Origin of the sequence: Gordonia sp. NPDC003585 (assembly GCF_040610755.1) — a bacterium.
Taxonomy (GTDB): Bacteria; Actinomycetota; Actinomycetes; order Mycobacteriales; family Mycobacteriaceae; genus Gordonia.
The window spans coordinates 1-23,046 of the sequence record NZ_JBEXMX010000084.1; the positions used below are offsets into that span (position 1 = coordinate 1).

The 23,046-nt window shown below is 68.4% G+C and carries 21 protein-coding genes; 14 read left to right on the forward strand and 7 right to left on the reverse strand.

Annotation, left to right across the window (positions count from 1 at the left end; all coding sequences use genetic code 11):
• The 4 genes from ABZW74_RS19760 to ABZW74_RS19775 all read left to right on the forward strand — a co-directional run.
• The coding region (locus tag ABZW74_RS19760) for an ArsA-related P-loop ATPase (protein ID WP_355278678.1) at positions 1-1,141 on the forward strand (1,141 nt) is incomplete at its 5' end.
• Between the two features lie 70 nt (positions 1,142-1,211).
• Positions 1,212-1,727: a hypothetical protein gene (locus tag ABZW74_RS19765; protein ID WP_240860546.1), complete on the forward strand. Its 516-nt coding sequence runs from the start codon at positions 1,212-1,214 to the stop codon at positions 1,725-1,727.
• 4 nt (positions 1,728-1,731) lie between these two features.
• Positions 1,732-2,775 carry an ROK family protein gene (locus ABZW74_RS19770; protein ID WP_240860548.1) on the forward strand — a complete coding sequence of 348 codons (1,044 nt, stop codon included), beginning with the start codon at positions 1,732-1,734 and terminating at the stop codon, positions 2,773-2,775.
• Between the two features lie 132 nt (positions 2,776-2,907).
• Positions 2,908-3,621 (forward strand): lysophospholipid acyltransferase family protein, encoded by a 714-nt coding sequence (locus ABZW74_RS19775; RefSeq protein WP_355278682.1) that lies wholly within the window; start codon positions 2,908-2,910, stop codon positions 3,619-3,621.
• A 27-nt stretch (positions 3,622-3,648) separates the two neighbouring features.
• Here the strand turns inward: ABZW74_RS19775 and ABZW74_RS19780 are convergent, their stop codons facing one another.
• Positions 3,649-5,295 carry a mannosyltransferase gene (locus tag ABZW74_RS19780; protein WP_355278685.1) on the reverse strand — a complete coding sequence of 549 codons (1,647 nt, stop codon included), beginning with the start codon at positions 5,293-5,295 and terminating at the stop codon, positions 3,649-3,651.
• 132 nt (positions 5,296-5,427) lie between these two features.
• Between ABZW74_RS19780 and ABZW74_RS19785 the strand changes: the two genes are divergently transcribed.
• A complete protein-coding gene (locus tag ABZW74_RS19785) occupies positions 5,428-5,913 on the forward strand; it encodes a polyadenylate-specific 3'-exoribonuclease AS (protein ID WP_240860550.1) in 486 nt (161 codons plus the stop codon).
• Between the two features lie 44 nt (positions 5,914-5,957).
• The gene (locus ABZW74_RS19790; protein WP_240860551.1) at positions 5,958-7,364 is read left to right on the forward strand and encodes a class II 3-deoxy-7-phosphoheptulonate synthase; all 1,407 of its coding nucleotides are present in this window, start codon (positions 5,958-5,960) and stop codon (positions 7,362-7,364) included.
• A 200-nt stretch (positions 7,365-7,564) separates the two neighbouring features.
• Here ABZW74_RS19790 and ABZW74_RS19795 read toward each other — a convergent pair whose 3' ends face one another.
• Complete coding sequence (locus ABZW74_RS19795) at positions 7,565-8,806, reverse strand: protein kinase (protein WP_240860552.1); 1,242 nt, start codon at positions 8,804-8,806, stop codon at positions 7,565-7,567.
• A gap of 100 nt (positions 8,807-8,906) precedes the next feature.
• Here ABZW74_RS19795 and ABZW74_RS19800 point away from each other — a divergent pair, with 100 nt between their 5' ends.
• Positions 8,907-9,275 (forward strand): Rv2175c family DNA-binding protein, encoded by a 369-nt coding sequence (locus tag ABZW74_RS19800; protein ID WP_240860553.1) that lies wholly within the window; start codon positions 8,907-8,909, stop codon positions 9,273-9,275.
• 17 nt (positions 9,276-9,292) lie between these two features.
• Here the strand turns inward: ABZW74_RS19800 and ABZW74_RS19805 are convergent, their stop codons facing one another.
• Both ABZW74_RS19805 and ABZW74_RS19810 read right to left on the reverse strand, forming a co-directional pair.
• Complete coding sequence (locus ABZW74_RS19805) at positions 9,293-10,828, reverse strand: alpha-(1->6)-mannopyranosyltransferase A (RefSeq protein ID WP_355278690.1); 1,536 nt, start codon at positions 10,826-10,828, stop codon at positions 9,293-9,295.
• Complete coding sequence (locus tag ABZW74_RS19810) at positions 10,825-11,955, reverse strand: polyprenyl synthetase family protein (protein ID WP_240860556.1); 1,131 nt, start codon at positions 11,953-11,955, stop codon at positions 10,825-10,827. Before ABZW74_RS19810 ends, ABZW74_RS19805 begins: the two co-directional genes overlap by 4 nt.
• Positions 11,956-12,148: 193 nt before the next feature.
• Here ABZW74_RS19810 and ABZW74_RS19815 point away from each other — a divergent pair, with 193 nt between their 5' ends.
• Positions 12,149-13,045, forward strand: coding sequence for a methylenetetrahydrofolate reductase (locus ABZW74_RS19815; protein WP_240860574.1), 897 nt, complete (start codon positions 12,149-12,151; stop codon positions 13,043-13,045).
• Between the two features lie 229 nt (positions 13,046-13,274).
• Here ABZW74_RS19815 and ABZW74_RS19820 read toward each other — a convergent pair whose 3' ends face one another.
• From ABZW74_RS19820 to ABZW74_RS19830, 3 genes are read right to left on the reverse strand one after another with little or no spacing between them, the layout of a single operon-like run.
• Entirely contained in the window at positions 13,275-14,117 is an 843-nt protein-coding gene (locus ABZW74_RS19820) for a DUF3153 domain-containing protein (RefSeq protein ID WP_355278699.1), read from the reverse strand.
• Between the two features lie 44 nt (positions 14,118-14,161).
• Positions 14,162-15,826 (reverse strand): NAD(P)/FAD-dependent oxidoreductase, encoded by a 1,665-nt coding sequence (locus ABZW74_RS19825; RefSeq protein WP_240860558.1) that lies wholly within the window; start codon positions 15,824-15,826, stop codon positions 14,162-14,164.
• Positions 15,823-16,482 carry an N-acetyltransferase gene (locus tag ABZW74_RS19830; protein WP_355278693.1) on the reverse strand — a complete coding sequence of 220 codons (660 nt, stop codon included), beginning with the start codon at positions 16,480-16,482 and terminating at the stop codon, positions 15,823-15,825. The genes ABZW74_RS19825 and ABZW74_RS19830 overlap by 4 nt, the downstream gene beginning before the upstream one ends.
• Positions 16,483-16,707: 225 nt before the next feature.
• Here ABZW74_RS19830 and ABZW74_RS19835 point away from each other — a divergent pair, with 225 nt between their 5' ends.
• The 6 genes from ABZW74_RS19835 (at position 16,708) to ABZW74_RS19860 (ending at position 22,801) form a co-directional block, all read left to right on the forward strand.
• Positions 16,708-17,196, forward strand: coding sequence for an SAV_6107 family HEPN domain-containing protein (locus ABZW74_RS19835; RefSeq protein ID WP_240860560.1), 489 nt, complete (start codon positions 16,708-16,710; stop codon positions 17,194-17,196).
• Positions 17,197-17,373: 177 nt separating this feature from the next.
• Positions 17,374-17,778, forward strand: a complete 405-nt coding sequence (locus tag ABZW74_RS19840; protein ID WP_240860561.1) for a DUF3040 domain-containing protein — start codon at positions 17,374-17,376, stop codon at positions 17,776-17,778.
• Positions 17,779-18,380: 602 nt separating this feature from the next.
• On the forward strand, positions 18,381-18,821 hold the full coding sequence (gene mraZ, locus ABZW74_RS19845; protein ID WP_240856017.1) for a division/cell wall cluster transcriptional repressor MraZ: 441 nt from the start codon (positions 18,381-18,383) through the stop codon (positions 18,819-18,821).
• Between the two features lie 176 nt (positions 18,822-18,997).
• The gene (gene rsmH / locus ABZW74_RS19850; protein WP_308221005.1) at positions 18,998-20,005 is read left to right on the forward strand and encodes a 16S rRNA (cytosine(1402)-N(4))-methyltransferase RsmH; all 1,008 of its coding nucleotides are present in this window, start codon (positions 18,998-19,000) and stop codon (positions 20,003-20,005) included.
• A complete protein-coding gene (locus ABZW74_RS19855) occupies positions 20,002-20,790 on the forward strand; it encodes a hypothetical protein (protein ID WP_240856011.1) in 789 nt (262 codons plus the stop codon). Before rsmH ends, ABZW74_RS19855 begins: the two co-directional genes overlap by 4 nt.
• Before the next feature lie 166 nt (positions 20,791-20,956).
• Complete coding sequence (locus tag ABZW74_RS19860) at positions 20,957-22,801, forward strand: penicillin-binding protein 2 (RefSeq protein WP_240856072.1); 1,845 nt, start codon at positions 20,957-20,959, stop codon at positions 22,799-22,801.
• Positions 22,802-23,046 lie beyond the last annotated feature (245 nt).

Below are 23,046 nucleotides of genomic sequence, written 5' to 3' on the forward strand. Positions count from 1 at the left end.
GCCCCGCGCGCCGCGTGACAGCCGACAGTCTGTCACGCGGCCGGCTCGGCACACCCTGCTCGTCACGCTGGACCGCAATTCGCCGACCGCGTCGTGGGCGGGCGTGTACCGGCAGCCCGGCGAGGTGGTCGCGGTGTCGCAATACCTGCACCTGCTGACCCTCGATCGTCTCGACCTCAGCGAGCAGACCTGGGCGGCATTTGTCGACGTTCTCTCCGAGAGCGTCCGACGGTCGAAGGTCGCCCTACCCGGTGTCGGCACAATTGCCGGCGTGGACGCGGCCGAATTGACCGCCTTGCCCGGGATCGAGGATTTCCTGTTGCTGCGCAGGATTCGCGACGAGGCGACCAGCGGACAATGGCAGCGGATCGTCGTCGACTGCTCCGGAGTCGGTGATCCGTTCGCGTTTCTGCGGGCGGCCGCGGTTCTCTCGCAGGCGCTCAACCGCTTCTGGCCGCGTCACCGGCGGCTCGCAGCCGCAGCGGAGCGTCCGGTGATGGCGGCGCTCACGGCTGCGGTCGACGCGATCGACCGCGACTGCGCAGACCTCTCCGAACTCATCACCGATGCGTCCGCCGTCGCAGTGCATCTCGTCGTCGGGGCCGACGATCGTGGCTGCCGGCTCGTCGCGCCGATGCTTGCCGACATCGACGTGATGGGACTGCCGCTGACGTCGGTGGTGGTCAACGAGGCCGGCGGACCGGGCAGCCAGGACGTCGTGGCCCGACTGAACGATCTCGTCGCCGAGCGGTCGGAGTCCGCGGGCGTCGTGGTCGGGGTCCGGGCCGTGGGCCGCGCGCCCGACACGATCGACCGTCTCGCCCGGCTGCGCAAGCTCGGCGTCACATTGGCGGCACCACACGGCGTTCCTCAGGGGTCCGCGGCAGCGATGGTGGAGTCCGTCGGTGGAGCCGGCGTGCAAGCCACGTATCGAATGTCGTGGCCACAGGGATTGCCCGACCCCGACGGACTGGTGCTCGGACGCAGCGGGGACGACCTGCTGGTGACCGTGTCGGGATTCCGGCACCCGATCCGGTTGCCGTCGATGCTGCGCCGGTGCACCGTGGTGGATGCGGAGTGGGACGGCGTGCGTCTGGCCATCAGCTTCGTGCCCGATCCTGCGGTGTGGCCGAAGCGGTGATGTCGGGTAGCGTCTGGAACCTGTGCCCCTGCGGGGCTTGTACTCCCGTCCGGAAGGAGCGTGCTCGTTCATGAGCGCCGATGACGACGACGGCGACCGCACAAACCATGGCGGGTCGGCCGGTGCGGGAGCCCACCAGAGCGATATGGTGCGCGACTTGCTGCTGGGATTGGCCGGTCAGATCGATCAGGTCGCGGCCATGTTCGGCGGGAATCGCTCACGGCGTACCGATGCTGATGGTGCCGACACCGACCAGACCTTCGGCGCCGGATCGTTCGGATCCGGGCAGGCCGCTGCCGGAGCGTTTTCTGCGGGAGCCGGACTGGGAGACGTGTCGGGAGAGATCACCTCGCTGCTCGCCGAGATCGGCGATCTGCTGGCACGACTGATCGCGGCACTCATCGCAGTACTGGAGGCGATCGCCAAGGCGTTGCGTTCGACGCCCGCCGACACGTCGCCGCCCCGGCACTACCAGCCGATCGCCGTGCGCATCGATTCGCCACGCGCCTCTCGGCCACCGTTCCCCGAACCCTCGCCCCCTCGGGCCACCGGTCCGGAGTCCACCGAGGACCGACCGAAGGAGTGATCTCATGGGCGAGTTGACGATCGGTATCGACATCGGCGGCACCAGCGTGCGCGCGTCGGTGGTCGACGACCACGGCGCCATGCTCGACACCCTTCGTGCCGCCACCCCGCCGACCGCGCAGGCGCTCGAGCACTGTCTGGATCGACTGGTCGGCGAACTCACCTCGAGGTGGGCGGCCAAAGCCGTCGGACTGGCCATCGCCGGGTTTCTGACGCCGGACCGGCAGGTGATCAGATTCGCCCCGCACCTGCCGTGGCGTGAGGCGCGGGTCGCCGAGGAGATGACCCGGCGCATCGGCATCCCGGTCTTCGCCGAGCACGACGCCAACTCGGCGGCGGTCGCCGAGTATCGCTTCGGCGCGGCCGCCCGCGGACACAATTCGTTGGTCCTGGCGATCGGGACCGGTATCGGCGCGGGCCTGTTGATCGACGGTGAGATCTACCGCGGGAGTTTCGGTGTCGCACCGGAATTGGGGCATCTGACGATCGTTCCCGACGGTCGGGTGTGTTCCTGTGGAAAGCGGGGGTGCTGGGAGCGGTACTGCAGCGGCACGGCGCTTGTCGACACCGTCGTCGAACTGCTCGCCGACGGCAATTGGGGCCGCAGTCAGCTCGCCGCCGATGTCGCGGCCGACCCGGGGGCGCTGACCGGTCGCCGGGTCGCGGGCGCCGCGGCCGACGGTGACGCGGTCGCGCTGGCGGCGTTCACGCAGTTCGCCGCCTCCCTCGGTCAGGGTCTGGCCATGATCGCCGACATCTTCGATCCCGACCTGATCGTGCTGGCCGGCGGCGTCGGTGCGGCGTCGGGTCTGTTCCTCGACGAGGCGCGCGAGCATTACGCACGTCTGGTCACGGGCGCCGGGCATCGACAGCTCGCCCGGATTCGGGGTACGCAGCTCGGCGAATCGGCCGGGGTGATCGGGGCCGCGGAGGTCGCGCGGCAGGGACTGCGCGCGCCGGCACCCCGGATGCAGTTGAGTACGGATGATCTTGTGCGCCAACAGCCTCACCCGTTGGCCGGACGGACGTCCGACCAACTTCTGGGATGAGTGGTGCTGGACAGGACCACCAAGTCACACAAACATTGCGGCACGGGCCGTGCGATGACGAACCCCGGCGTGGGTGGGTAGAGTTCTGCTCCGGGTATGGTCGCTGCGGTGAGTCGGTGAGGGAGAGTGCAGATGTGGTACTGGGCGTTCAAATACATCTTCTTGGGTCCACTTCTGCGCGTGCTCGGCCGACCCCGGATCGAGGGGTTGGAGAACATCCCTGATCGCGGGCCCGCGATCCTGGCCAGCAATCACCTCGCGGTGATGGACAGCTTCTTCCTGCCCCTGATGGTGAACCGGCGCATCTACTTCCTGGCCAAGTCCGAGTACTTCACCGGCACCGGCCTCAAGGGCGCCTTCCAGCGGTGGTTCTTCACCGCTGTCGGCCAGATCCCCATCGACCGGTCGGGTGCGCAGGCCGCGGAGGGAGCGCTGATCTCCGCGCGCCGTCAGTTGGAGAAGGGTGAGCTGATGGGGATGTACCCCGAGGGCACCCGTTCACCTGACGGTCGTCTGTTCAAGGGCAAGACGGGGCTGGCCCGGATCGCGCTGGACACCGGCGTGCCGGTGATTCCGGTCGCGATGATCGGAACCAACAAGTTCAACCCGCCCGGCAGCGTGCTCCCGCGTCCGTCGAAGGTGGTCGTGAAGGTCGGCAAACCTCTCGACTTCGCCCGCTACGAGGGCATGCAGGGCAACCGGTTCGTCGAACGCGCGGTGACCGACGAGATCATGTACGAGCTCATGCAGCTCACCGGCCAGCAGTACGTCGACATCTACGCCGCGTCGCTCAAGGACAAGAAGCCGGCTGCCGAGCCGCCGGCGGCCTCCGCCGACGCTGCCTGAAGCGATCGTCAGCCGGCACCGAGGGTTTCAACCAGCGTTGTGCGGCTCGTCGACCGATGCGGCCGGGCGCCTCGGCGACAGCGTCGTCGACGTCACCTCGTTGGTTTCCGACGACGACAGCAGGCCGATGAGCGAGGGCAGCCACTCCCGATCGGCGGGCACCACGTCGTCGAGGTCGACGTGGCGCAGGTCGTCCGCCGACATCCAGCGCAGATCGAGATGTTCGAGCGCCTGCGGTGTCCCGTTGGTCAGGCGCGCCGCGTAGGCCCGGAGCACGAGGTCGTCGCGGAGTGCGACCTCGGTGCCGACACGATCGAGCGGTTCGACGTCGACGCCGAGCTCTTCGCGGATCTCGCGGCGCACGGCGTCGTGCGCGGACTCACCCAGCTCGACCCGTCCGCCCGGGAGTTCCCATTTGCCCGCCAGGTCCGACGGCCGCGCACGTTGGGCGAGGAGGAGGCGTCCGTCGTCGATGATGGCCGCGGCAACCACCTCGGTGCGAGCCCGGCTGCGTGTCACGGCGGTCCAGGGCGTCACGGCGATCCAGGCCAGAGTGGCCAGGGCGATCACCGACCACGCGCTGCCCAGGATCGCGACGAGGGCCGCGGGCAGATCCCGGCTCGACTCGTCGATCGTCTTCAGAATCCACGGAATCCCGATCGCCGCGACGGCAATCCACACGCCGAGCACCACTTTCGCGCCCATCAGGCGGGCTCCGCCGCCGTAGACCAGCCAGACGGCCAGGGGCAGCAGCCACACCCAGTGATGCACCCACGAGATGGGCGACACCAGCAGGCCGAGCAGCTGGACCACCATCAGGACGCCGAACGTGTCGTCGCGGACCACGCGCCACGCCGCCACGGCCAGCACCAGCGCGAGGGCGACCGCGACCAGCCAGATCCAGGACGACCCGACGTCGTGTCCGGCGATCCGGGAGAGCGATCCGCGCATGCTCTGGTTGATCACCCGGGCCACGGGACCGATGCGGTCGGCGTCGCCGAGTAGTTCGCCGTAGTACGTGCGCGTCACCGACGGGAAGAACAGCAGGCAGCCCAGAATGGTGGCGACGAAGGCGCCGGCCGCGGCCACAGCGCCGAGCGGTTTGCGGACCGCGAGATACCAGAGCCCGGTGATCGCCGGCGTGAGTTTGATGCCGGCGAGCAAGCCGATCAGCGCACCGCCCATGATCTGGCCGCGCTCGGTTCGCGCCATCGACACGGCCAGGAGGGTGCAGAACATCAGGAAGACGTTGATCTGTCCGTAGTCGAGGGTGACGCGCACCGGTTCGCACCAGATCGCGATCGCGGCCCATACCGCCGCCAGGGCGTACACGCCGGTGGTCCGCCCGCAGAGCCGCAGGGCGAGCACCACACTCCCGTACAACGTGGCAAAGGTGGCGAGTTCCCACAGGATCGCGACGAGGCTGAACGGCAGCAACGACAGCGGATAGAGCACGACGGCCGCAAACGGCGGATAGGTGAACGGCAACGCGAAGTCCGTGGAGCCCGAGTAGGTGAACAGGTACAGGGAGCCGTCGGCGAGACCGGCCGACCCGTCGCGATAAACGTGCAGGTCCACGAAGTTCCTGCCGTTGGCGTTCGCCGCATCCCAGATCAGCCGAGCGATGATCGAGGCCGCCAGGATCGCGGTTGCCAGCACAGACCTGGAGCGCACGAGTTCCAAGGGTAGCGACCTGCGTACGGGGCGTGTCGGCGGCCTGTCAGGCATCGGGTCCGATACCCCCTGACTGCCGTGACGGCACCTCGTTGCGGGTCCGCATTGCGGGTGTGACCAATACTTGTGCGTATGCGGTACTTCTATGACTCGGAGTTTATCGAGGACGGCTCGACAATCGAGTTGGTGTCGATCGGTGTCGTCGCCGAGGACGGTCGCGAGTTCTACGCGGTGTCGACCGAGTTCGACCCCGGCCGGGCCGGCGAGTGGGTGCGCGCCAACGTGTTACCGAAGCTGCCGTCCCCGTCGTCGCCGCACTGGCGGGACCGTCGGCGCATACGTGAGGACTTGCTCGCGTTCTTCGACGAGGGAGGCGGCGATGTCGAACTCTGGGCGTGGGTCGGTGCCTACGATCACGTGGTCCTCTGCCAGCTGTGGGGCCCGATGACTGCTCTGCCACGTCAGATCCCGCGCTTCACCCGTGAGCTTCGTCAGCACTGGGAGGCTGCCGGTCGGCCCGCATTGCCCCCGTCGCCACGGGACGCGCACGACGCCCTGACCGACGCCCGCCACAACCTGCGCAAGTGGGAGGCGATCGAACGCGCCCGCCACAGCTGAACCCGGCACCGGCGAACACCGTCCGCTGATCTACCCTGGGCAGCGTGGTGAACTGGACCGTAGACGTTCCGATCGATGAACTTCCCGAGCTGCCGCCGCTCCCCGGCGACCTCGAAGCGCGTTTCCGTGACGCCATCGGCCGGCCGGCGCTCCAGCAGCCGAGCTGGCCCGCCGACGAGGCACGCAAGATGCGCACGGTGCTCGAGAGCGTGCCGCCGATCTGCATGCCCGCCGAGGTCGAGGCGCTGTCGACGCAGCTTGCCGAAGTCGCCGAGGGCCGCGCATTCCTGCTGCAGGGCGGCGACTGTGCGGAGACCTTTGCCGACAACACCGAACCGCACATCAAGGGCAACATCCGCACGCTGCTGCAGATGGCGGTGGTGCTGACCTACGGCGCGAGCCTGCCGGTGGTCAAGTTGGCCCGGATCGCCGGTCAGTACGCCAAGCCGCGGTCGTCGAACACCGACGCGCTGGGCCTGCCGTCCTACCGCGGCGACATGGTGAACGGTTTCCCGGCCGACGAGGCGGTACGCGCACACGACCCGTCGCGACTGGTGCGGGCCTACGCCAACGCCGCGGCGGCGATGAACCTGGTGCGAGCGCTCACCGGCTCCGAGGCCGACCTGCGTCGTGTCCACGACTGGAACCGCGAGTTCGTCCGCACCTCACCCGCGGGTGCGCGCTACGAAGCACTGGCGTCGGAGATCGACCGTGGCCTGCGCTTCATGGACGCCTGCGGCGTCACCGACTCGAGTCTGGCCTCGGCGGCCATTTTCGCCTCACACGAGGCGCTGGTCCTCGACTACGAGCGAGCCATGCTGCGCCTCGCCGACGACCCCCGCCCGGCATCCGGCGATTCCGGCGGCAAGGTGCTCTACGACCTCTCGGCCCATTACCTGTGGATCGGGGAGCGCACCCGCCAGCTCGACGGCGCGCACATCGCGTTCGCGGAGCTGATCAGCAACCCGATCGGGGTCAAGATCGGTCCCACGACCACGCCCGAACAGGCCGTCGAGTACGTCGAGCTGCTCGATCCGCACAAGCGGCCGGGCCGCCTGACGCTGGTCGCTCGCATGGGCAACGGCAAGGTGCGCGACGTGCTGCCGGCGATCGTGTCCGCGGTCGAGGCGACCGGACACAAGGTCATCTGGCAGTGCGATCCCATGCACGGCAACACCCACGAGGCCTCCACCGGTTTCAAGACGCGTCACTTCGATCGCATCGTCGACGAGGTCCAGGGCTTCTTCGAGGTGCACCACGCGCTGGGCACCCACCCGGGCGGTGTGCACATCGAACTGACAGGTGAGAATGTCACCGAATGTCTCGGTGGGGCACAGGACATCTCGGACCTCGACCTGGCCGGTCGCTACGAGACCGCGTGCGACCCCCGACTGAACACCCAGCAGTCGCTGGAGCTCGCGTTCCTGGTCGCGGAGATGCTGCGCGGATAGGCGTGCGGGTGTGGGAAGAGCCCATCCCCGCTCCCTGAGGTGCGAGGAGCGCAAGCCGCCGGGTTGAGGAGCGACGAGGGAGCGAAGCGACCCGACGCGTCTCGAAACCGACGAGCCTCGAAGGGCTGGTGAGACAACAAGGTCATCTCACAGGGGGCTTCCAGGCTCGCACAGCCATCGGAAGCGCCGGGCTCGTCAGATCAGCGCACCCCGAGGTAGTGATGGCCCGTCCACCAGGCGACCGCACCCAGGCCAACCGCGACCGCGAGCACGGCAAGCAGCCACAGCACAGAGCGCAGGCGGCTGCCGACCTGGGGTTCGACGTCGTCGAGGGCGCCGGATCGTCGTGGTGTTGCGGCGTTCGGTGGCGCGTCGTCGGCGTGGTCGCGCTCCGGCGGTGGCGTGTGGGCCGGCGGTTCCGGACGGTCCGCCGCAGCTCCTGCGCCCGACCCCCTTGCGCCCGACTCCGATTCGGCCACATAGGGACCTGGCACCGACACCGCACGGGTGCCGTGCAGCCGAGGACCGGCCGGGCGGTGGCGCGCCATCGTGACGCGCTCGGCGGATCGGCGTGGCGCGGGCACGGTGAACGGCGGCAGATCGAGATCGTCGGCCATCGCCAGCAATGCCTGTCGCATGGCGAATCCGTTCGGATACCGGTGTGCCGGATCGCGTTCGGTGGCGCACAGGATGATCTCGTCGAGTTCGGGGGGCACCCCGGCGATGACGTCGCCGGGCGCCGGGACGTCGAAGTTGAGGCGCTGATAAGCCAGGGCCAGTGGGGTGTCGCCGCGGAAAGGGGTTCGGCCGGTGAGTAGTTCGAACAACATCACCCCGGTCGAGTAAACGTCGCTGCGTGCGTCCGCGTGTGAGGATTCCACCTGCTCGGGGGACAGGTAGGCGGCGGTGCCGAGGATGACGCTGGCCGACGTCACCCCTGCTTCGGCGACGGCGCGGACAAGTCCGAAGTCGGCGACCTTCACGTCGCCGGAATCGGAGATGAGGACGTTCTCAGGCTTCACATCCCGATGCACCAGCCCGGCGGCGTGCGCGGTGCCGAGGCCGCCGAGCACGGGGTCGGCGACGGCGACCACGGCATGCGGCGGCATCGGTCCGCGTTCGCGCAGCAGTTCGCGGAGACTTCCGCCGTCCACCAGTTCCATGACGAGAAAGACGATCTGGTGATCGATGCCCTGGTCGTAGACGGCCACCAGACCAGGATGTTTGAGACCGGCCACTGCGCGCGCCTCGAATTCGAAGCGGCGCAGGAACAGCGGATCCCCGGCGTAGCGGTCGTCCATGATCTTCACCGCGACGTCGCGTCCGAGCCGCAGGTCGACCCCGAGGTAGACCGCGCTCATCCCGCCCCGCGCGATGAGCGCGTCAATGCGGTAGCGGCCCTCGACGACGACACCGAGCACCGGGTCGGCGGGACTGTTCATGTCGGTGAACTTACCGGCATCGTCGGCGTCTGGGCGTGAACGCCGTCCGCCGACCGTGATCTCATGCCACCGGAAGTCGGTGAACCGCTACTCTCTTCGTGTGAGTTCTCTACCGCTCTCGCAAGACACCCTGCTGCCGCCCGATGTGGACACGCTGTCGATCGACGAGGTGGCCAAGCGTCTCGGGGTTTCTGCGAACCGCGTCCGCACCCTGATCCGCGACCACCATCTGCTCGGCGTCTCGCGTGGCGGCGAGCCCGCGATCCCGGCACTGTTCTTCGACGACCTCGGTGTCGTCAAGCACTTCACTGGTCTCGTCGAGGTCCTCCTGGACGGGGGGTACAGCCGCGACGATGTGATGGCCTGGTTGTTCACCACGCAGGACGATCTGGAGATGCACCCGGCGCAGGCGCTGCACACACATTCGGCCCGCGAGGTCATCCGTCGGGCGCAAGCCCAGGCGTTCTGATCGCTGCGCCGTTCTGATCACTGCGCCGTTGTGGCAACCTCGCGACCGGGCGATCCCCACGCCCACCGGGCGAACCGGCCCAGCCGCAACGGATCCGGACCCAGCAACGACCATGCCGCGAGCCCGGCCAGGGCGACGGCGAGAACGAGTGCCCCCGGCTGGTAGAAGGCGATCGCATCGTCGGGCTGGAACACGATCAGCATGAACGTCGACACCCCGACGACGGTCGCGTACACCCACCGAGGCAGTGTGAAGGCCACCGCGATGGCGAGCACCCAGGTGTAGTACCAGGGCAGCGTGGACGGCTCCAGGAGCAGCACCGCGAGCATCGCCCAGGCCATGCCGGCAACGGCGGCGCGCTCGTCGCGGCGAAACCGCCACCACAGCGTCACCAGGACGACGGCGAGCAGGCCCGCGCCGATCGCACGCGTGACCTCCAGTACCGGTTGAAGATTGAGCGCCGCCCACGGTGCGGCCAGGAGGGTGACCAGATGCGCCAGCAGGGTCGGGAGGGTGAACCAGTTGATGATGACGTCGGCCCAACCCAATCCGGTCAGCCAGCCCAGTCCGAGGCCGAGCACCAGTGTCCAGAAACCGAAGACGGCCACCGTGATCCCGACGATCGCCGCGAAACAGCCCACAACGTCACGTGCGGTCACCGGACGCCGGGAACGGATGTGGGCGAGCCAGATCCACAGCACGAACGGAATCGCGATTCCTGCGGTGATCTTGATGGACACCGCCAGGCCGAGTACGGCCAGCCCTGTGACGTGGCGGCCCTGCACCACCAGCAGCACACCCGCGACGAGGACACCCATCATGAGCAGTTCCACATGCGCCCCGGCCACCAGATGGATGAGCACCATCGGATTGAACAGGGCCAGCCACAATCCCGTTTGCCCGGATGCACCGAAATGCGTTGCCAGACGCGGAATCGCCCACAGCGACAGGAAGAGTCCGGGTAGCAGTACCAGCCGCATGGCCAGCACACCCAGGATCACGTGATCGCCGGTGATCTCCGACACCGTCCGGATCACCCCGACGAAGAAGGGACCATACGGGGCAGTGGTGGTCGCCCAGACCTGGGCCATGCTGTCCACGAGTGGACCAGGGCGGTGGGCGGGACCGTCGGCGTAAGGGTCGAAACCCGCTCCGAACACCGCGCCCTGGGCGAGGTAGGCGTAGACGTCGCGGCTGTACACCGGCACGGTGACCATCAGTGGCGCCGCCCACGCGAGCAGCCAGCGCCGGAGCGTCGCGACGCTCGGCGCGTCGCCGGCAAAGATGCGTCGTCCCACCCGAACCCACGCGATCACCATCGCCGCCACCCCGGTCCAGAAGATGACCGCCGAGAGATTCTTGCCGTGTCCGTAGGTGATCCAGCTGAGGCCGAGATCGGTGAGCAGCCCGCTGTTGCGCGGCGGGTCGCCGACACCGAAAGCGCCCAGACACACCAGGATCGACCCGACCATACCGATGGCGAGGTCCGCCCGGGCCGTGCCGTTGAGTCCGGCTCGGACGGGTGTCGTGTGGGTGCCGGCCGTGTCGGTCATGTCTCGCGGTAGGCGGTGCGATGCGCCACGGCGCTCAGTTCGGCCCGGATGTCGGGGCCGATGTCGATGCGGTCGAGTACCGCGAGGGCTGAGGCGAGCAGCTCGGAGATCCTCGATTCGACCTCGTCAACTGCCCCGACATCGACGAGAGTTGCTCGTGCCGCAGATAATTCGCTCTCGGTGAGCTCGCGCCCGATTGTTGCGCGCAGCGCCGCCGCGCGGGCGGGCGCGGTGTCGTCGGCGCGGCGCAGGCCGATGGCCAGCAGAGCGGTGCGCTTTCCGGTGATCAGGTCGTCGCCCGACGGCTTGCCCGTGCGTTCCGGGTCCCCGAAGACCCCGAGCAGATCGTCGCGCAACTGGAAAGCGATGCCCAGATCGTGTCCGACGGACCGCAGGTCGGTGATCAGAGGTTCCGAAGCGCCGGCGAGTCGCGCACCCAGTTCCAGCGGACGGGCGACCGTGTAGGCCGCGGTCTTGTACTCCATGACCCGCAACGCCGCCTCGACCGATTCGTCGCCGCTCGCCTCGTTGACGATGTCCAGATACTGTCCGCCCAGCACTTCGGTACGCATCGAGGCCCACGTCGCACCGATCGTCGGCGACAACGGGGTCACGCCGACTGGCGCGGCCGCGCCCGGGATGTGGCCGTGGACGAGGTCGTCGGCCCAGGCCAGCGCCAGGTCACCGGCGAGGATCGCCGCCGCGATCCCGAACTGCCCGGAGTCGCCCGCCCAACCTTGATCACGGTGGCGGCCTTCGACGTCGCGGTGCACGGTCGGCCTGCCCCGTCGCGTGTCGGAGCGGTCGATGATGTCGTCGTGGATCAGCGCGCATCCCTGCACCAATTCCAGTGCGGCACATACCCGCAAGGTGTCCGACGCGGTGTAACGCGATTCGGTGTGCTCCGACGCGGTCTTCCCGCACCGCCAGCCGGCGAAGGCGAAGACCGGCCGGATTCGCTTGCCGCCCTGGAGCACGAAGTCGCGAACGATCCGCGCCGCCGTGCCCACCGCGGGAGAGATCTGTTCGGCGACCGGTGTGGTGGCCGCGAAGAAGGTGCGCAGCCGGCCCTCGACCGCCGCGGGCACCTCGTCGAGCGAGACGGGCGTGGGGATCGTGGAGGTCACCCTGTCAGGCTATGCGATGGCGTGCTCGCGGCCACAGGGCGGCGGCGCAGGGGGGTGACCGCGATCGCAGATGGTCGGGCAGCGTCCGTATCATGGTCGGGTGACTCCATCCGCTACCGGCCGTCCAGGTCAGACCCGATCCGGCCGCGCGCCGTCGATCGTCGAGAGCCTGGCTACGCCACATCGTGGCCCGATCCCGTTCTCGGTCGAGTTCATGCCGCCGCGGGATGCCGAGGGGGAGGCCCGGCTGTGGCGCGCCGTGCGCATCTTCGAGCGTTTGGGACCTGCCTTTGTGTCGATGACCTATGGAGCCGGCGGTTCCACTCGGGACCGCACGGTCCGCATCGCGGGCGAACTCGCCGCCGAGACGACGCTGCTGCCGGTCGCTCACCTGACGGCGGTCAATCACAGCGTCGCCGAGCTGCGCGCGCTCGTCGGCGCCTACGCCGACCAGGGGATCACCAACATCCTCGCGTTGCGTGGCGACCCGCCCGGCGATCCGCTCGGCGAGTGGGTCGCACATCCCGAGGGCGTGCAGTATGCGGAGGAACTCGTGCGGCTGATCGAGCGCCTCGGCGACTTCCACGTCGGCGTCGCGTCGTTCCCGGAGGGTCATCACCGGGCGCCCGATCTCGACCACGACACCCAGAACCTGGTGCGCAAGCTGCGTGCGGGCGCCGAGTACTCGATCAGTCAGATGTTCTTCGACGTCGATCACTATCTGCGGTTGCGTGATCGCGTGCACGCCGCCGACGCCGAGCAGGCCGCCAAGCCCCTGATCCCCGGTCTGATGCCGATCACCTCCCTCGCCAGCGTCCGCCGGATGGTCCAGCTCTCGGGTTCGGTGTTGCCGCCGGCGGTCGACGCCCGGCTGAGTGCCGCGGCCGGCGACGGTCCGGAGGAAGATCGTGCGGCAGTGCGGGCGGTCGGTATCGACCTCGCCACCGAGATGGCCGAGCGGCTCATCGCCGAGGGCGCACCATGTCTGCACTTCTGCAGCCTGAATTTCGCAAAGGCGACCAGCGAGGTGCTCGAGCGCCTCGGCGCCGACGTCCGCGAGGTTCTCGGCGCCCCGGCCCTGAGCAGCTGACCGCCGCTGCCTGAGTTCGTGCGGGCCGAGCCCTTCACCGCTCCCTGAGGTGCGCCCTTTGTCACGCTCGCAAGCTCGCTGCTCAGGACCCGCGAAGCGAGCCTTCACCGCTCCCTGAGGTGCGAGCTTGCGAGCCTCGAAGGGCGCTGTTGAGACAACAATGTCCTCTCACCAGGGCTTCGAGGCTCTCGGCTAGCGCCTCGAGCGCCTCAGCCGGCGGAAGGATTCGTCAGGATTTCGACGCGTCCTGCGTGGCCCGGTCGGAAGCAGACTTGGCATCTGGCTTTGACTTGGCGTCGGATTTGGCGGTCGATGGGGTCTTTGCCCGGACGGGTCGGCCGGGCCGGGGACCGCGATGGCGCGACGAGTAGGCGATCGCGACGATCACCGCGACCACGATCAGGCAGATGGCCGCCAGGAACCACGACCAGCTGCTCACCGCGGCCGTCGCCGGGTCCGGGTAGGTGGCGTCGGCGCTGAAGTCCGACGGTTTGCCCGGCTCGGGTGTCCACGTCACCGACGACTCACCGGTCTGATCGCCGTTGGTCGCGGTGATCGGTCCGGCGAAGGTCAGTGTCAACTGCACGTAGTCGCGCTGAGGTGCCAGATCGGTGAGGTCGGTGGAACCGCGGAACCGGACCACCTCACCGCTGCGTTTCGCGGTGAGATCCATGGTGACCGATGTGTCCCCGAAAGAGTCCGCGACGATGTCGCCGAGCTGGCTCAGCTGGCCGGAGGTGAGGCCGGAGAAGGTGGCCCGGGTACCCACGTGTGTCGCGCGATCGTCGTCGGCGTTGCCCGGGGTGCGCGGGGTGGTGGTGGTCGACGTCGACCCGCTCGGCCCGGGGCCGCCCGGCGTTGTCGACGGAGTGGGTGTGGCGCGGTACTCGGTGACCGAGACCAGCGAGGCCATCGACTCGGGGAGGTCCAGCTTGGGTGCGCCATGCGGATTGTCCGGCGAGGTCGCGACGACGATCGTGCCCGAATAGCGGTCACCGACGGTGGTCGACCGTTCCAGGCAACCCGACATCAGCGGGGCGGCGACCAGCAGGAGCAGGACCGCTGCGAGCATCGGGAGCCGGCGTCGTGGCGCGTCGATTGGGGAGGTCACGGTGCTCATCGTGCCAGACCGTTGCCGCGTCGCGCGCCACCGCGACGTCTGCGTGTGCGCGCGCCGAGGGCCAGCGTGGCGGCGATTCGACCACTGGCGCCGGTGACGCCGCCGCCGGGATGTGTCGAGGCGCCCGCGAGGAGGACGCCGTCCGCGCCGGGCACGCGGTGGTGTGCCAGGTCGGGGTGCGGTCGCCACATGAACATCTGGTCGATCGACATCTCCACGTGCATGATGTTGCCGCCGGTGAGTCCGAGTTCGGTTTCCAGATCAGCCGGTGTCTGCACGTGGAGGTGCTCGATGGTGTCGGTGAATCCCGGTGCGTGCCGGTCGAGTTCGCCGCAGACGGCATCGGCTGCGACCTCGCCCAACTGCGCCCACGAGCGCTCGCCCGCAAGTCGGTACGGATGCCACTGAGCCCAGAGCGTCAGCAGGTGTCGTCCGGGTGGAGCGAGGGTCGGGTCGATCGCGGAGTAACTCATGGCGACGCAGGCCGGACGCTCGGGTAGCTCGCCGACCGCCGCCGCGGCCTGGGCACGCACGAGGTGGGCGCGATCGGTGACGAGCAGACCCAGGCCGGAGTGCACGCTGTGTGCAGGCAGCCCCGATGGCAGCCCGGGATAGTCCGGCAGTGCCGTGGTGCCCACTCGAACCGCCATCCCGATGCCGTTGCCGACGACCACCGACGACCGCCACCGCCGCGCAGTGTCGGCATCGAAGCCACCCGCGGTCAGCAAGTCGAGGGTGGTGAGCACGTGGCAGGCGGCGATCACCTGATGGGTACAGCGGGGTGGCGATCCGTCGAACTCGACGCGCCAATGGTCGGAGCAGCGAGTGATCGATTCGGCCGGGGTGCCGACCGCAACCGCGCCGCCGTCGCCGGTGATGCGCGCGATCAGCGCCTGTGCGAGTGCGCCGCTGCCCCCGACGGCGCGTCCGGGTGGTATCCGGTGCATGAGTGCCGCAAACCCGACCATCGGTGCGGTGCCCGGTGCGCTCATCGGTGGTCCGGACTGCGCACCGAACCAGGCCAGCCCCGCCTTGAGGTGTTCGGAGGAGAACCAGCGGTCGAGGAGCGAGTCGCCCGACGCCATCAGTTCTTGCGAGAGCGCCATCATCTGCCCGGCGCGGCGACCGGCGATTCCGGTGCGTGCCGTCGACGCAGTGTCACCGAGTCCGACGAACGCGCCCGCGAATCGTCCCGGCGTGGCCGGCCGGTAGAAGGTGCGCATCACGGCCTCGGCACGCGGTCCCCAGGTTGCCACGAAGCGTCGATATGCGTCGGCGTCGGCTGGGCCGCAAGCCTTTTCGATCGATGCGCAGGTGGCGTCGAGGTCGGTGCGGAACACGATGGGCGGCGCCGAGTCGGTGGCGGGGACAAATGCCCACGGATCGCAGTCCAAGTACTGCAGACCCGCCTCGGGCAGACGGAGTTCGTCGAGGATGGGGGAGTGCCGGATCATCAGATGTGCCGAGGAGCCGCGATCGACCCGGTAGCCGGGGAAGCGTTCCACCGTCGACGTGGCACCACCCGGGACCGTGTCGCGCTCCACGACGACGACGTCGCGGCCGGCCTGCGCCAGGTATGCCGCCGCGACCAGACCGTTATGGCCCGATCCGATGACGATGGCGTCGGCGATGCCGGCCCCACCGCACGTTTGGGTGCTCACGGTTGCGGTCCGGCTGCCGGCCCGAGGTCGACCGGAAGCCGACGGCCGAGGAATGCGAAGGGGCGCGGATCGCCGGTGAACGTGAAGTTTCGCAGGACGTCGGTGAATCCCATTCGCCGGTACAGCGACCACGCGCGATTGCGTTCCTCGGGGATCTCCGGAGTGGACAGCAGGACGTGACTCTCAGGCCGTTCGGTCAGCAGCCGGCCCAGCAGCCACTGTCCGATTCCGCGACCCTGGGCGCTCGGGTGCACGTGCAGTTCGGTGAGTTCGAAATAGTCGGCCGCAATCCCTTCGACGACCTCGGCTGGATGCCCACGTTGGCGTAACCCGAGGCGGAGTTGCTGATTCCACCACTGGTCGGGCGCGCCGGTGTAGCCGTAGGCGATGCCGACGAGGACGTCGTTCTCCCCGAGCCCCACCGGCGGCTGCACCCGGCGGCGTGAGCCGGGCAGGGTGTGGGCCTCGTGCGGCGACACCGTGGTCACCGCTCCCAGCGCACGCCATCCGGGCCGCCCGATGTGCTCGCGCCACAGCGCTGCCCGGTGCACCTCCGTGCCGCGCGGGTATCGCATCGCGGTCACGTAGATGTCGAGGGCGGGTTCGAGCCACAGTCGGGCATCCTGCCCGGTCAGGGTGACCAGCCGGATCGTCAACGCCTCGCTGACCTTTCTCTCGGGATGGTCGGGGTGGGGGAACTTGTCACACCCGTCTTGAAGGATGGAGCAGAGCTAGCTATATTGAACGTGTCGAACGGGTGTTCGATGGATGTGCCTCCGCAAGCTGTTCGCGCGCACCCCGACGACGCGTCGCTTCGGCGGTGGGCGAGGGAAGCGCCTGCCGCCGAAGCGTCCGAGACGCTCCTGGAGTCTGGAGGAATCATGCGCGATCGCCGATCGCAGGCCCGACGCCGGTCGGTGCCTGCCGCGGGCCGGGTGGCTGCAGACCCGATCGTGGTGGGCCGCGCACGAGATCTGCTGGACCGTGCGCACATCCTGTTCGACAACGCGGACGGTGTCCCCGACGACCCCGAGCGATTCCGCCAGTACTACCTGGCCGCGCTACGTGCGGCGGGCGCAGCGCTCGCCGTCCACGAACTGCCCGGACGTCCGCGGCGTGGGGCCACCGACGCGTGGTCGCGCACGGTCGTCGTGGTTCCTGAGCTGGCCCGCGAGGTGCAGGTCTTCGCGTCGCTGTCGGCCACCCGCATGCGCATCGAGTCCGGGATCGTTCGAACGATCGACCCGCGCTACGTTGCCGCGATGCGCGTGGCGGTCACCGGATTCCTGCAGCACGTCGAGGCTCACGTCATCGCTTATGAGCAGGGCCGGGTGAGTCAGGGGAACGATTCGATGGGCCGTACGGCGTGACGTGAGCCGCTCACCGCGACGCCGTTGACGACAGATCGACGCAGAACGGCAGGTAATGGTGGTCGGAGGTGCATTCACCTCGTATCATGGGATCAGAACAGGCGCATTCGCATGAAAATGCGCCCGAGGGTGACGTCGTAGTCGGCGTTACGCGGCCAGTTGGGAGAAGGAGGGTCGGTGCCACTTTCGGAGCACGAGCAGCGCATGCTCGAACAGATCGAAAACGCTCTGTACGCGGAAGACCCCAAGTTTGCGTCCAGTGTGAAGCGTCGGCGCCTCGGAAAGGCGAGCGGCCGCAGGCGGCTGCAGGCCGTGGCGATCTTTGTCGTCGGGCTCGTCCTGCTGGTCGGTGGGCTCGTCGTGGGTATCGACATCGGCGGCTTCCCGATCGTGAGTCTCATCGGGTTCCTCGTCATGTTTGCCGCTGGGCTCTTCGCGCTCTGGGGCGGGGGTTCCGACGCGGCCGGCGGCGACCGATCGCGTCGGGGCGGCAAGAAGCAGTCCGGAGGGGCGGGCGCGCAGAAGCGCAAGCTGTCCGAGCGGATGGAAGAACGCTTCAATCGCCGTTTCGAGCAGGAGTGATCTGAGCACGCCACACGTCGGCTGACACGTTCGCTGACACTTTTACGTACGTACCGCCAGAGCCGCGCACCGAGGTGCGCGGCTCTCGCGCTTTCCGGTGGTCCATCCCGTCCCGATCCGAAGAGTTCGGTGAGCGGCGCTGCGACCTGGGGAAATGCGTCGGCGTCCTGCCGCAAAGTCTAGGGGAAGAACTTCCTCCCCGGGGTTCGTAGTCCTCCGCGAGAATTTTCTGGGGGAGGACACCAAGGGTAGGGGACGAGTTTCTTCCCCTACTTTTGTCCGCGCGACTCCCCGCCGTGCCCCACCCGGGCTCCCCACTACGCCCCACCTGGACGCCCCACTGTGCCCCACCATTGCGTCGGAGCACGTCACATGTGACCCGGACGACGCAATCTGTCACTCTGATATGCCCAAAGAGCATCGTGAATCGCCGTTGCCACAAAATTTCCCCCACCCAATTTCTAGCCTCTGAGCAGGTTCTTTGATGGCTCTTGCTCACACAGGGCCACGAGGGGGTGGAAAGTGGTGGAAAGTGGGGTACTGTGGCAGCACCGGGTGAGGCAGACCGGAAATGCCGAACCCGGTGGGCGGGAGGTACCGACATGGCAGTGCGATTTGTCGGCACATTCACGCCCAAGCTGGACGACAAAGGGCGACTCACGTTGCCCGCCAAGTTTCGCGACGCGCTGGCAGGAGGGGTGATGGTCACGAAGGGCCAAGACCACAGCCTGTCGGTGTATCGAACCGAAGAGTTCGACGCGATGGCGGAGAAGATCGTCGAGGCGTCCCGCAACGATCCGGAAGCCCGCGCCTACCAGCGCTACTTCTTCGCCAGTTCGGAGGAGCAGCGGCCCGACGGGCAGGGGCGGATCCCGTTGTCCGCCGACCATCGGGCGTACGCGGGACTGACCAAGGAATGTGTGGTGTTCGGCAGTTTCGATCACCTGGAGATCTGGGATGCCGTCGCATGGCGTGACTACCAGAGCCAGCACGAGGAGAACTTCTCGGCCGCGAACTCGGCCGCGTTGAACGCGGTCTTGTAGCCGAGATGATGGGCGGACAGATGAACAGGGCTTCGGGTGGTACGAGGCCCCGGCCCGGTCCGACCCTGGCGTACTTCCCCAACGCCAGGTGCGTGACCGGGTCGGGACCCCGACTCACCCGAAGTGCCACCTCCGCAACGCCTCCCGTCCGACTGCCGAATCCGAGGGGTGCATCCGTGGACGAACACGCCGACTCCGACGACACCGGTCGCCATGGCCACGTCCCGGTGATGGCGAACCGGATGGCCGACCTGCTCGCTCCAGCGCTCGAGGGCCCAGGTCCACGAATCTTCGTCGACGCCACACTGGGCGCCGGCGGTCACAGCGAGCTGATCCTGCGCCGCTTCCCCGAGGCCCGGTTGATCGGGATCGACCGCGACGCACAGGCGTTGGCCATCGCCGGCCGGCGCCTGGCCGACATGGCCGACCGGATCTCGTTGCACCAGGCGCGATTCGACAGCCTGGCAGAGGTGCTCGACGACGCGGAGGTATCCGACATCGACGCGGCGCTCTTCGACCTCGGAGTGTCGTCGATGCAACTCGACCAGGCCGACCGCGGCTTTGCCTACGCCGCCGACGCGCCGCTCGACATGCGCATGAACACCACCGACGGTCTGACCGCGGCCGACGTGCTCAACACCTACTCGCACGGGGACCTCGCCCGCGTGCTCTCGGACTACGGTGAAGAACGATTCGCGGGACGGATCGCGTCTGCTGTTCTCCGCGAGCGCGCCCGGGAGCCGTTCACCACCAGCGCCAGACTCGTCGAACTGCTGTATGACACGATCCCGGCTGCCACGCGACGGACCGGCGGCCATCCCGCGAAACGCACCTTTCAGGCGCTGCGCATCGAGGTCAATCACGAACTCGACGCGATCCGCGACGTACTGCCGGTGGCGCTGTCCGCGCTGCGTGTGGGCGGCCGTGTGGCGGTGATGAGCTACCAATCATTGGAAGATCGAATCATCAAGCGCGAGTTCGCGACTCGCACCACCTCGACGTCCCCGCGGGGACTCCCGGTGGAACTGCCCGGCACTGCGCCGCGGTTTCGCCTGGTCACCCGCGGCGCCGAGCGTCCCGACGAGCACGAACTCGAGGTCAACCCACGGTCGGCCCCGGTTCGGGTGCGGGTGATCGAGCGAATCGGGTCCGACGGCCCAGGCCAGGGGAGGCGTAAAGCATGACCATCTTGCAGGACGCGCCCGACGATGCGACCGCTGCGCAACGCGCACGCCGCGAACAGCGCCGGCGCCGCGTCGAATCGGATCGGCCGACCCGTTCGGCGGCTGCGCAACGGGCGCTCGATCGTCGACGTCGGCGGGTCGACACCGACGCGGACCGACCGCGCGCACGGACCGCCCCGCGGACCGAGCCGTCGCAGCGGACGTCGTTGCGAGAACGGGTGCGCCACATCCCCTTTGTGGTCCCGGTGATCGCGATCCTCGTGGTCGGTCTGGGTCTGAGTCTGTGGTTGTCCACCAAAGCCGCCCAGGATTCCTACGAGCTCGGTGTACAGCGCAAGCAGAACCAGGCGCTGACCGATCAGGTCGACGCGCTCAAGCGGGACTACGAGTCGGGTGACTCTGCTCCGGAATTAGCTTACAAGGCAGCACAATTGGGCATGGTGCCGGCGCAGAATCCGGCGCGAATGATCGTCGAACCCAACCGGCGGCCGCGGATCGTGGGTACGCCGTCTCCGGCCACCGGCACGCCGATGGCCCCGCTCAACCCGAGAACCACCCCTGAACCGACCGCCACCATCGATCCCAGGCAGGTGGACGATTCGATCGGACTCGGCGGGCCGTCGTCGGGAGCCCCGGGGGCTGCGACGACGCCGGCCGCGCCGACCACGCCGTCGAACACCCAAACACCTTCCGGTGCACCATCTTCGGCCGTACCCACCGCACCCGCCGCGAGTTCGGTGGTGCCGAGCACGGCGCCCGTGGCACCGACCGGTGCGGCTCGCTGATCGCTCGTGAACACGCTTCCGGTCAGAACTGCGTCCATGTCAATCGCAACCCGCCGACCGCAAATTCTCGGGAATGCCGTTGATCCGGTGGACAATTGACCCCATGACACGTGCGACTTCCGATCGTCGGACCGCCAAGGCCGGCCGTGGTGGGCCTCGACGGCCGATGAGGGAGAAGCTCACCGGGGCCTCGCCATCCGGCGGTGCCACGCGCGGTCCCCAGAGCTTCTTCTTCCGTGCACGTGCCGCCGGTGTGCTGGTGGTGATCGCGGTGATCGCCGTCGCGGTCCGCATGGTGGTGGTGCACACCATCGATGCCCCGTCGATCGCGGCCGAGGCGGCTCAACAGCGCGAGTTCACCCAGATCCTCACCGCCAAACGCGGATCGATCCTCGACCGCAACGGTCGCCCGCTGGCCTATACCGACGAGGCCCGTGCATTGACGTTTCTGCCTCGTGCCGTTCGCAAGTCGATCGATGCCGAGCGCCAGGACAATCCCGCCCTCCCCGATGCGAACACGCGGTTGCGGGAGATCGCGCGCGGAGTGTCGGTCGCGCTCGGCGGGTCGATCAGCGAGCAGGACATCCTCGCCAAGGTGACGAGTAACGAGACGTTCGTCTATCTGGCGAGATCGGTGAGCCCCGACGTGGCATCCCGCATCATCTCCGACTATCCCGAGGTGGGCGCCGATCCGCAGAGCATCCGGCTCTATCCCGGCGGCGCGCTGGCCGCCAACATCGTCGGCGACGTCAACTACGACGGCAACGGCTTGATCGGTCTGGAGGCCTCCCTCGACGCACTGCTCGCCGGCACCAACGGATCCAAGACCTACGACCGCGGCTCGGACGGCGCGATCATCCCGGGCAGCACCCGCAACGTACACCCGGCGATCAACGGTGACACCGTCCGACTCACCATCGACGCCGACGCCCAATGGTTTGTGCAGACGGCGGTGGCGCGCGCCAAGGTGGCGTCGGGGGCCCGCAGTGCGTCGGCGGTGGTTCTCGATGCACGCACCGGCGAGGTGCTCGCGATGGCGAATGACGGCACCTTCAACGCCTCCCGCCCATTGTCCGAGCAGCCACGGGCCGATCTCGGAAATCCCTCGGTGACATCACCGTTCGAGCCGGGCTCGGTCAACAAACTCATCACAGCGTCCGCGGCCATCGAATACGGCGTCACGACACCCGGTGCGGTACACCGTGTTCCGGGCAGTATTCGGATGGCCGGTGTCACCGTGAACGACGCGTGGTCGCACGGGGTGGAGCCGTATACGACGACCGGTATCTTCGGGAAGTCGTCGAACGTCGGCACGCTGATGCTTGCTCGCCGGGTCGGCGAAGAACGCTTCGCGGACATGGTGAACCGCTTCGGCCTCGGGCAGCGGACCGGTGTCGGCCTGCCGGCCGAGAGTGCCGGTGAGGTGCCCGCGCTCAGTCAGTGGTCCGGCGGTTCGTTCGCCAACCTTCCCATCGGACAGGGTCTTTCGATGACGCTGCTGCAGATGACGGCGATGTATCAGGCGATTGCGAACGACGGACTACGGATACCGCCGCGAATTATGCTGCCCGACAACGACAGTGACAGCCGTTCCGCGATCCGGCCGAATCCCGTCCGGGTCGTCAGCCCGCAGACGGCTCGGACGGTGCGCGACATGTTCCGGGCGGTCATCCAGGATGACCCGATGGGAGTGCAGAACGGCACCGGTGCCAAGGCCGCGGTTCCCGGCTACCAGGTCTCGGGCAAGACCGGCACCGCCCAGCAGGTGGACCCGTCATGCGGGTGCTATTCGAACTCGCGCTACAACATCACCTTCGCCGGTATCGCTCCCGCGGACAATCCTCGCTACGTCGTCGGCATCATGCTCGACAACCCGCGTCGCAGCTCGGACGGCTCCGGCGGACAGTCCGCCGCGCCGCTGTTCAGTTCCATCGCCTCGTGGATGTTGCAGCGCGACCGCGTGCCGCTCTCGCCACGCCCGACGCCGCGGCTGGTGCTGACCGCGGGCTGACCAACTGGCATGTCGCGAGGTGCGGGCCAGGGCTCGGACCGCCGCACCGTCGTCACCGGGTGAGCCGGTATCGTGAGTTCGTTCCGGGACCGGAGTGAGGAGGCGGGTACGCCATGGCGTCTGGTCGTCGTCACCCGCGCGGTGCGTCGAAGGCGGACCGGCGTGGGCCGGGCGCGTTGCGTCCCACGTCGGTCACGCCGACAGCTGTGTCGGTCCTGTCGACCTCGACCGGCGCGCGTCTCGAC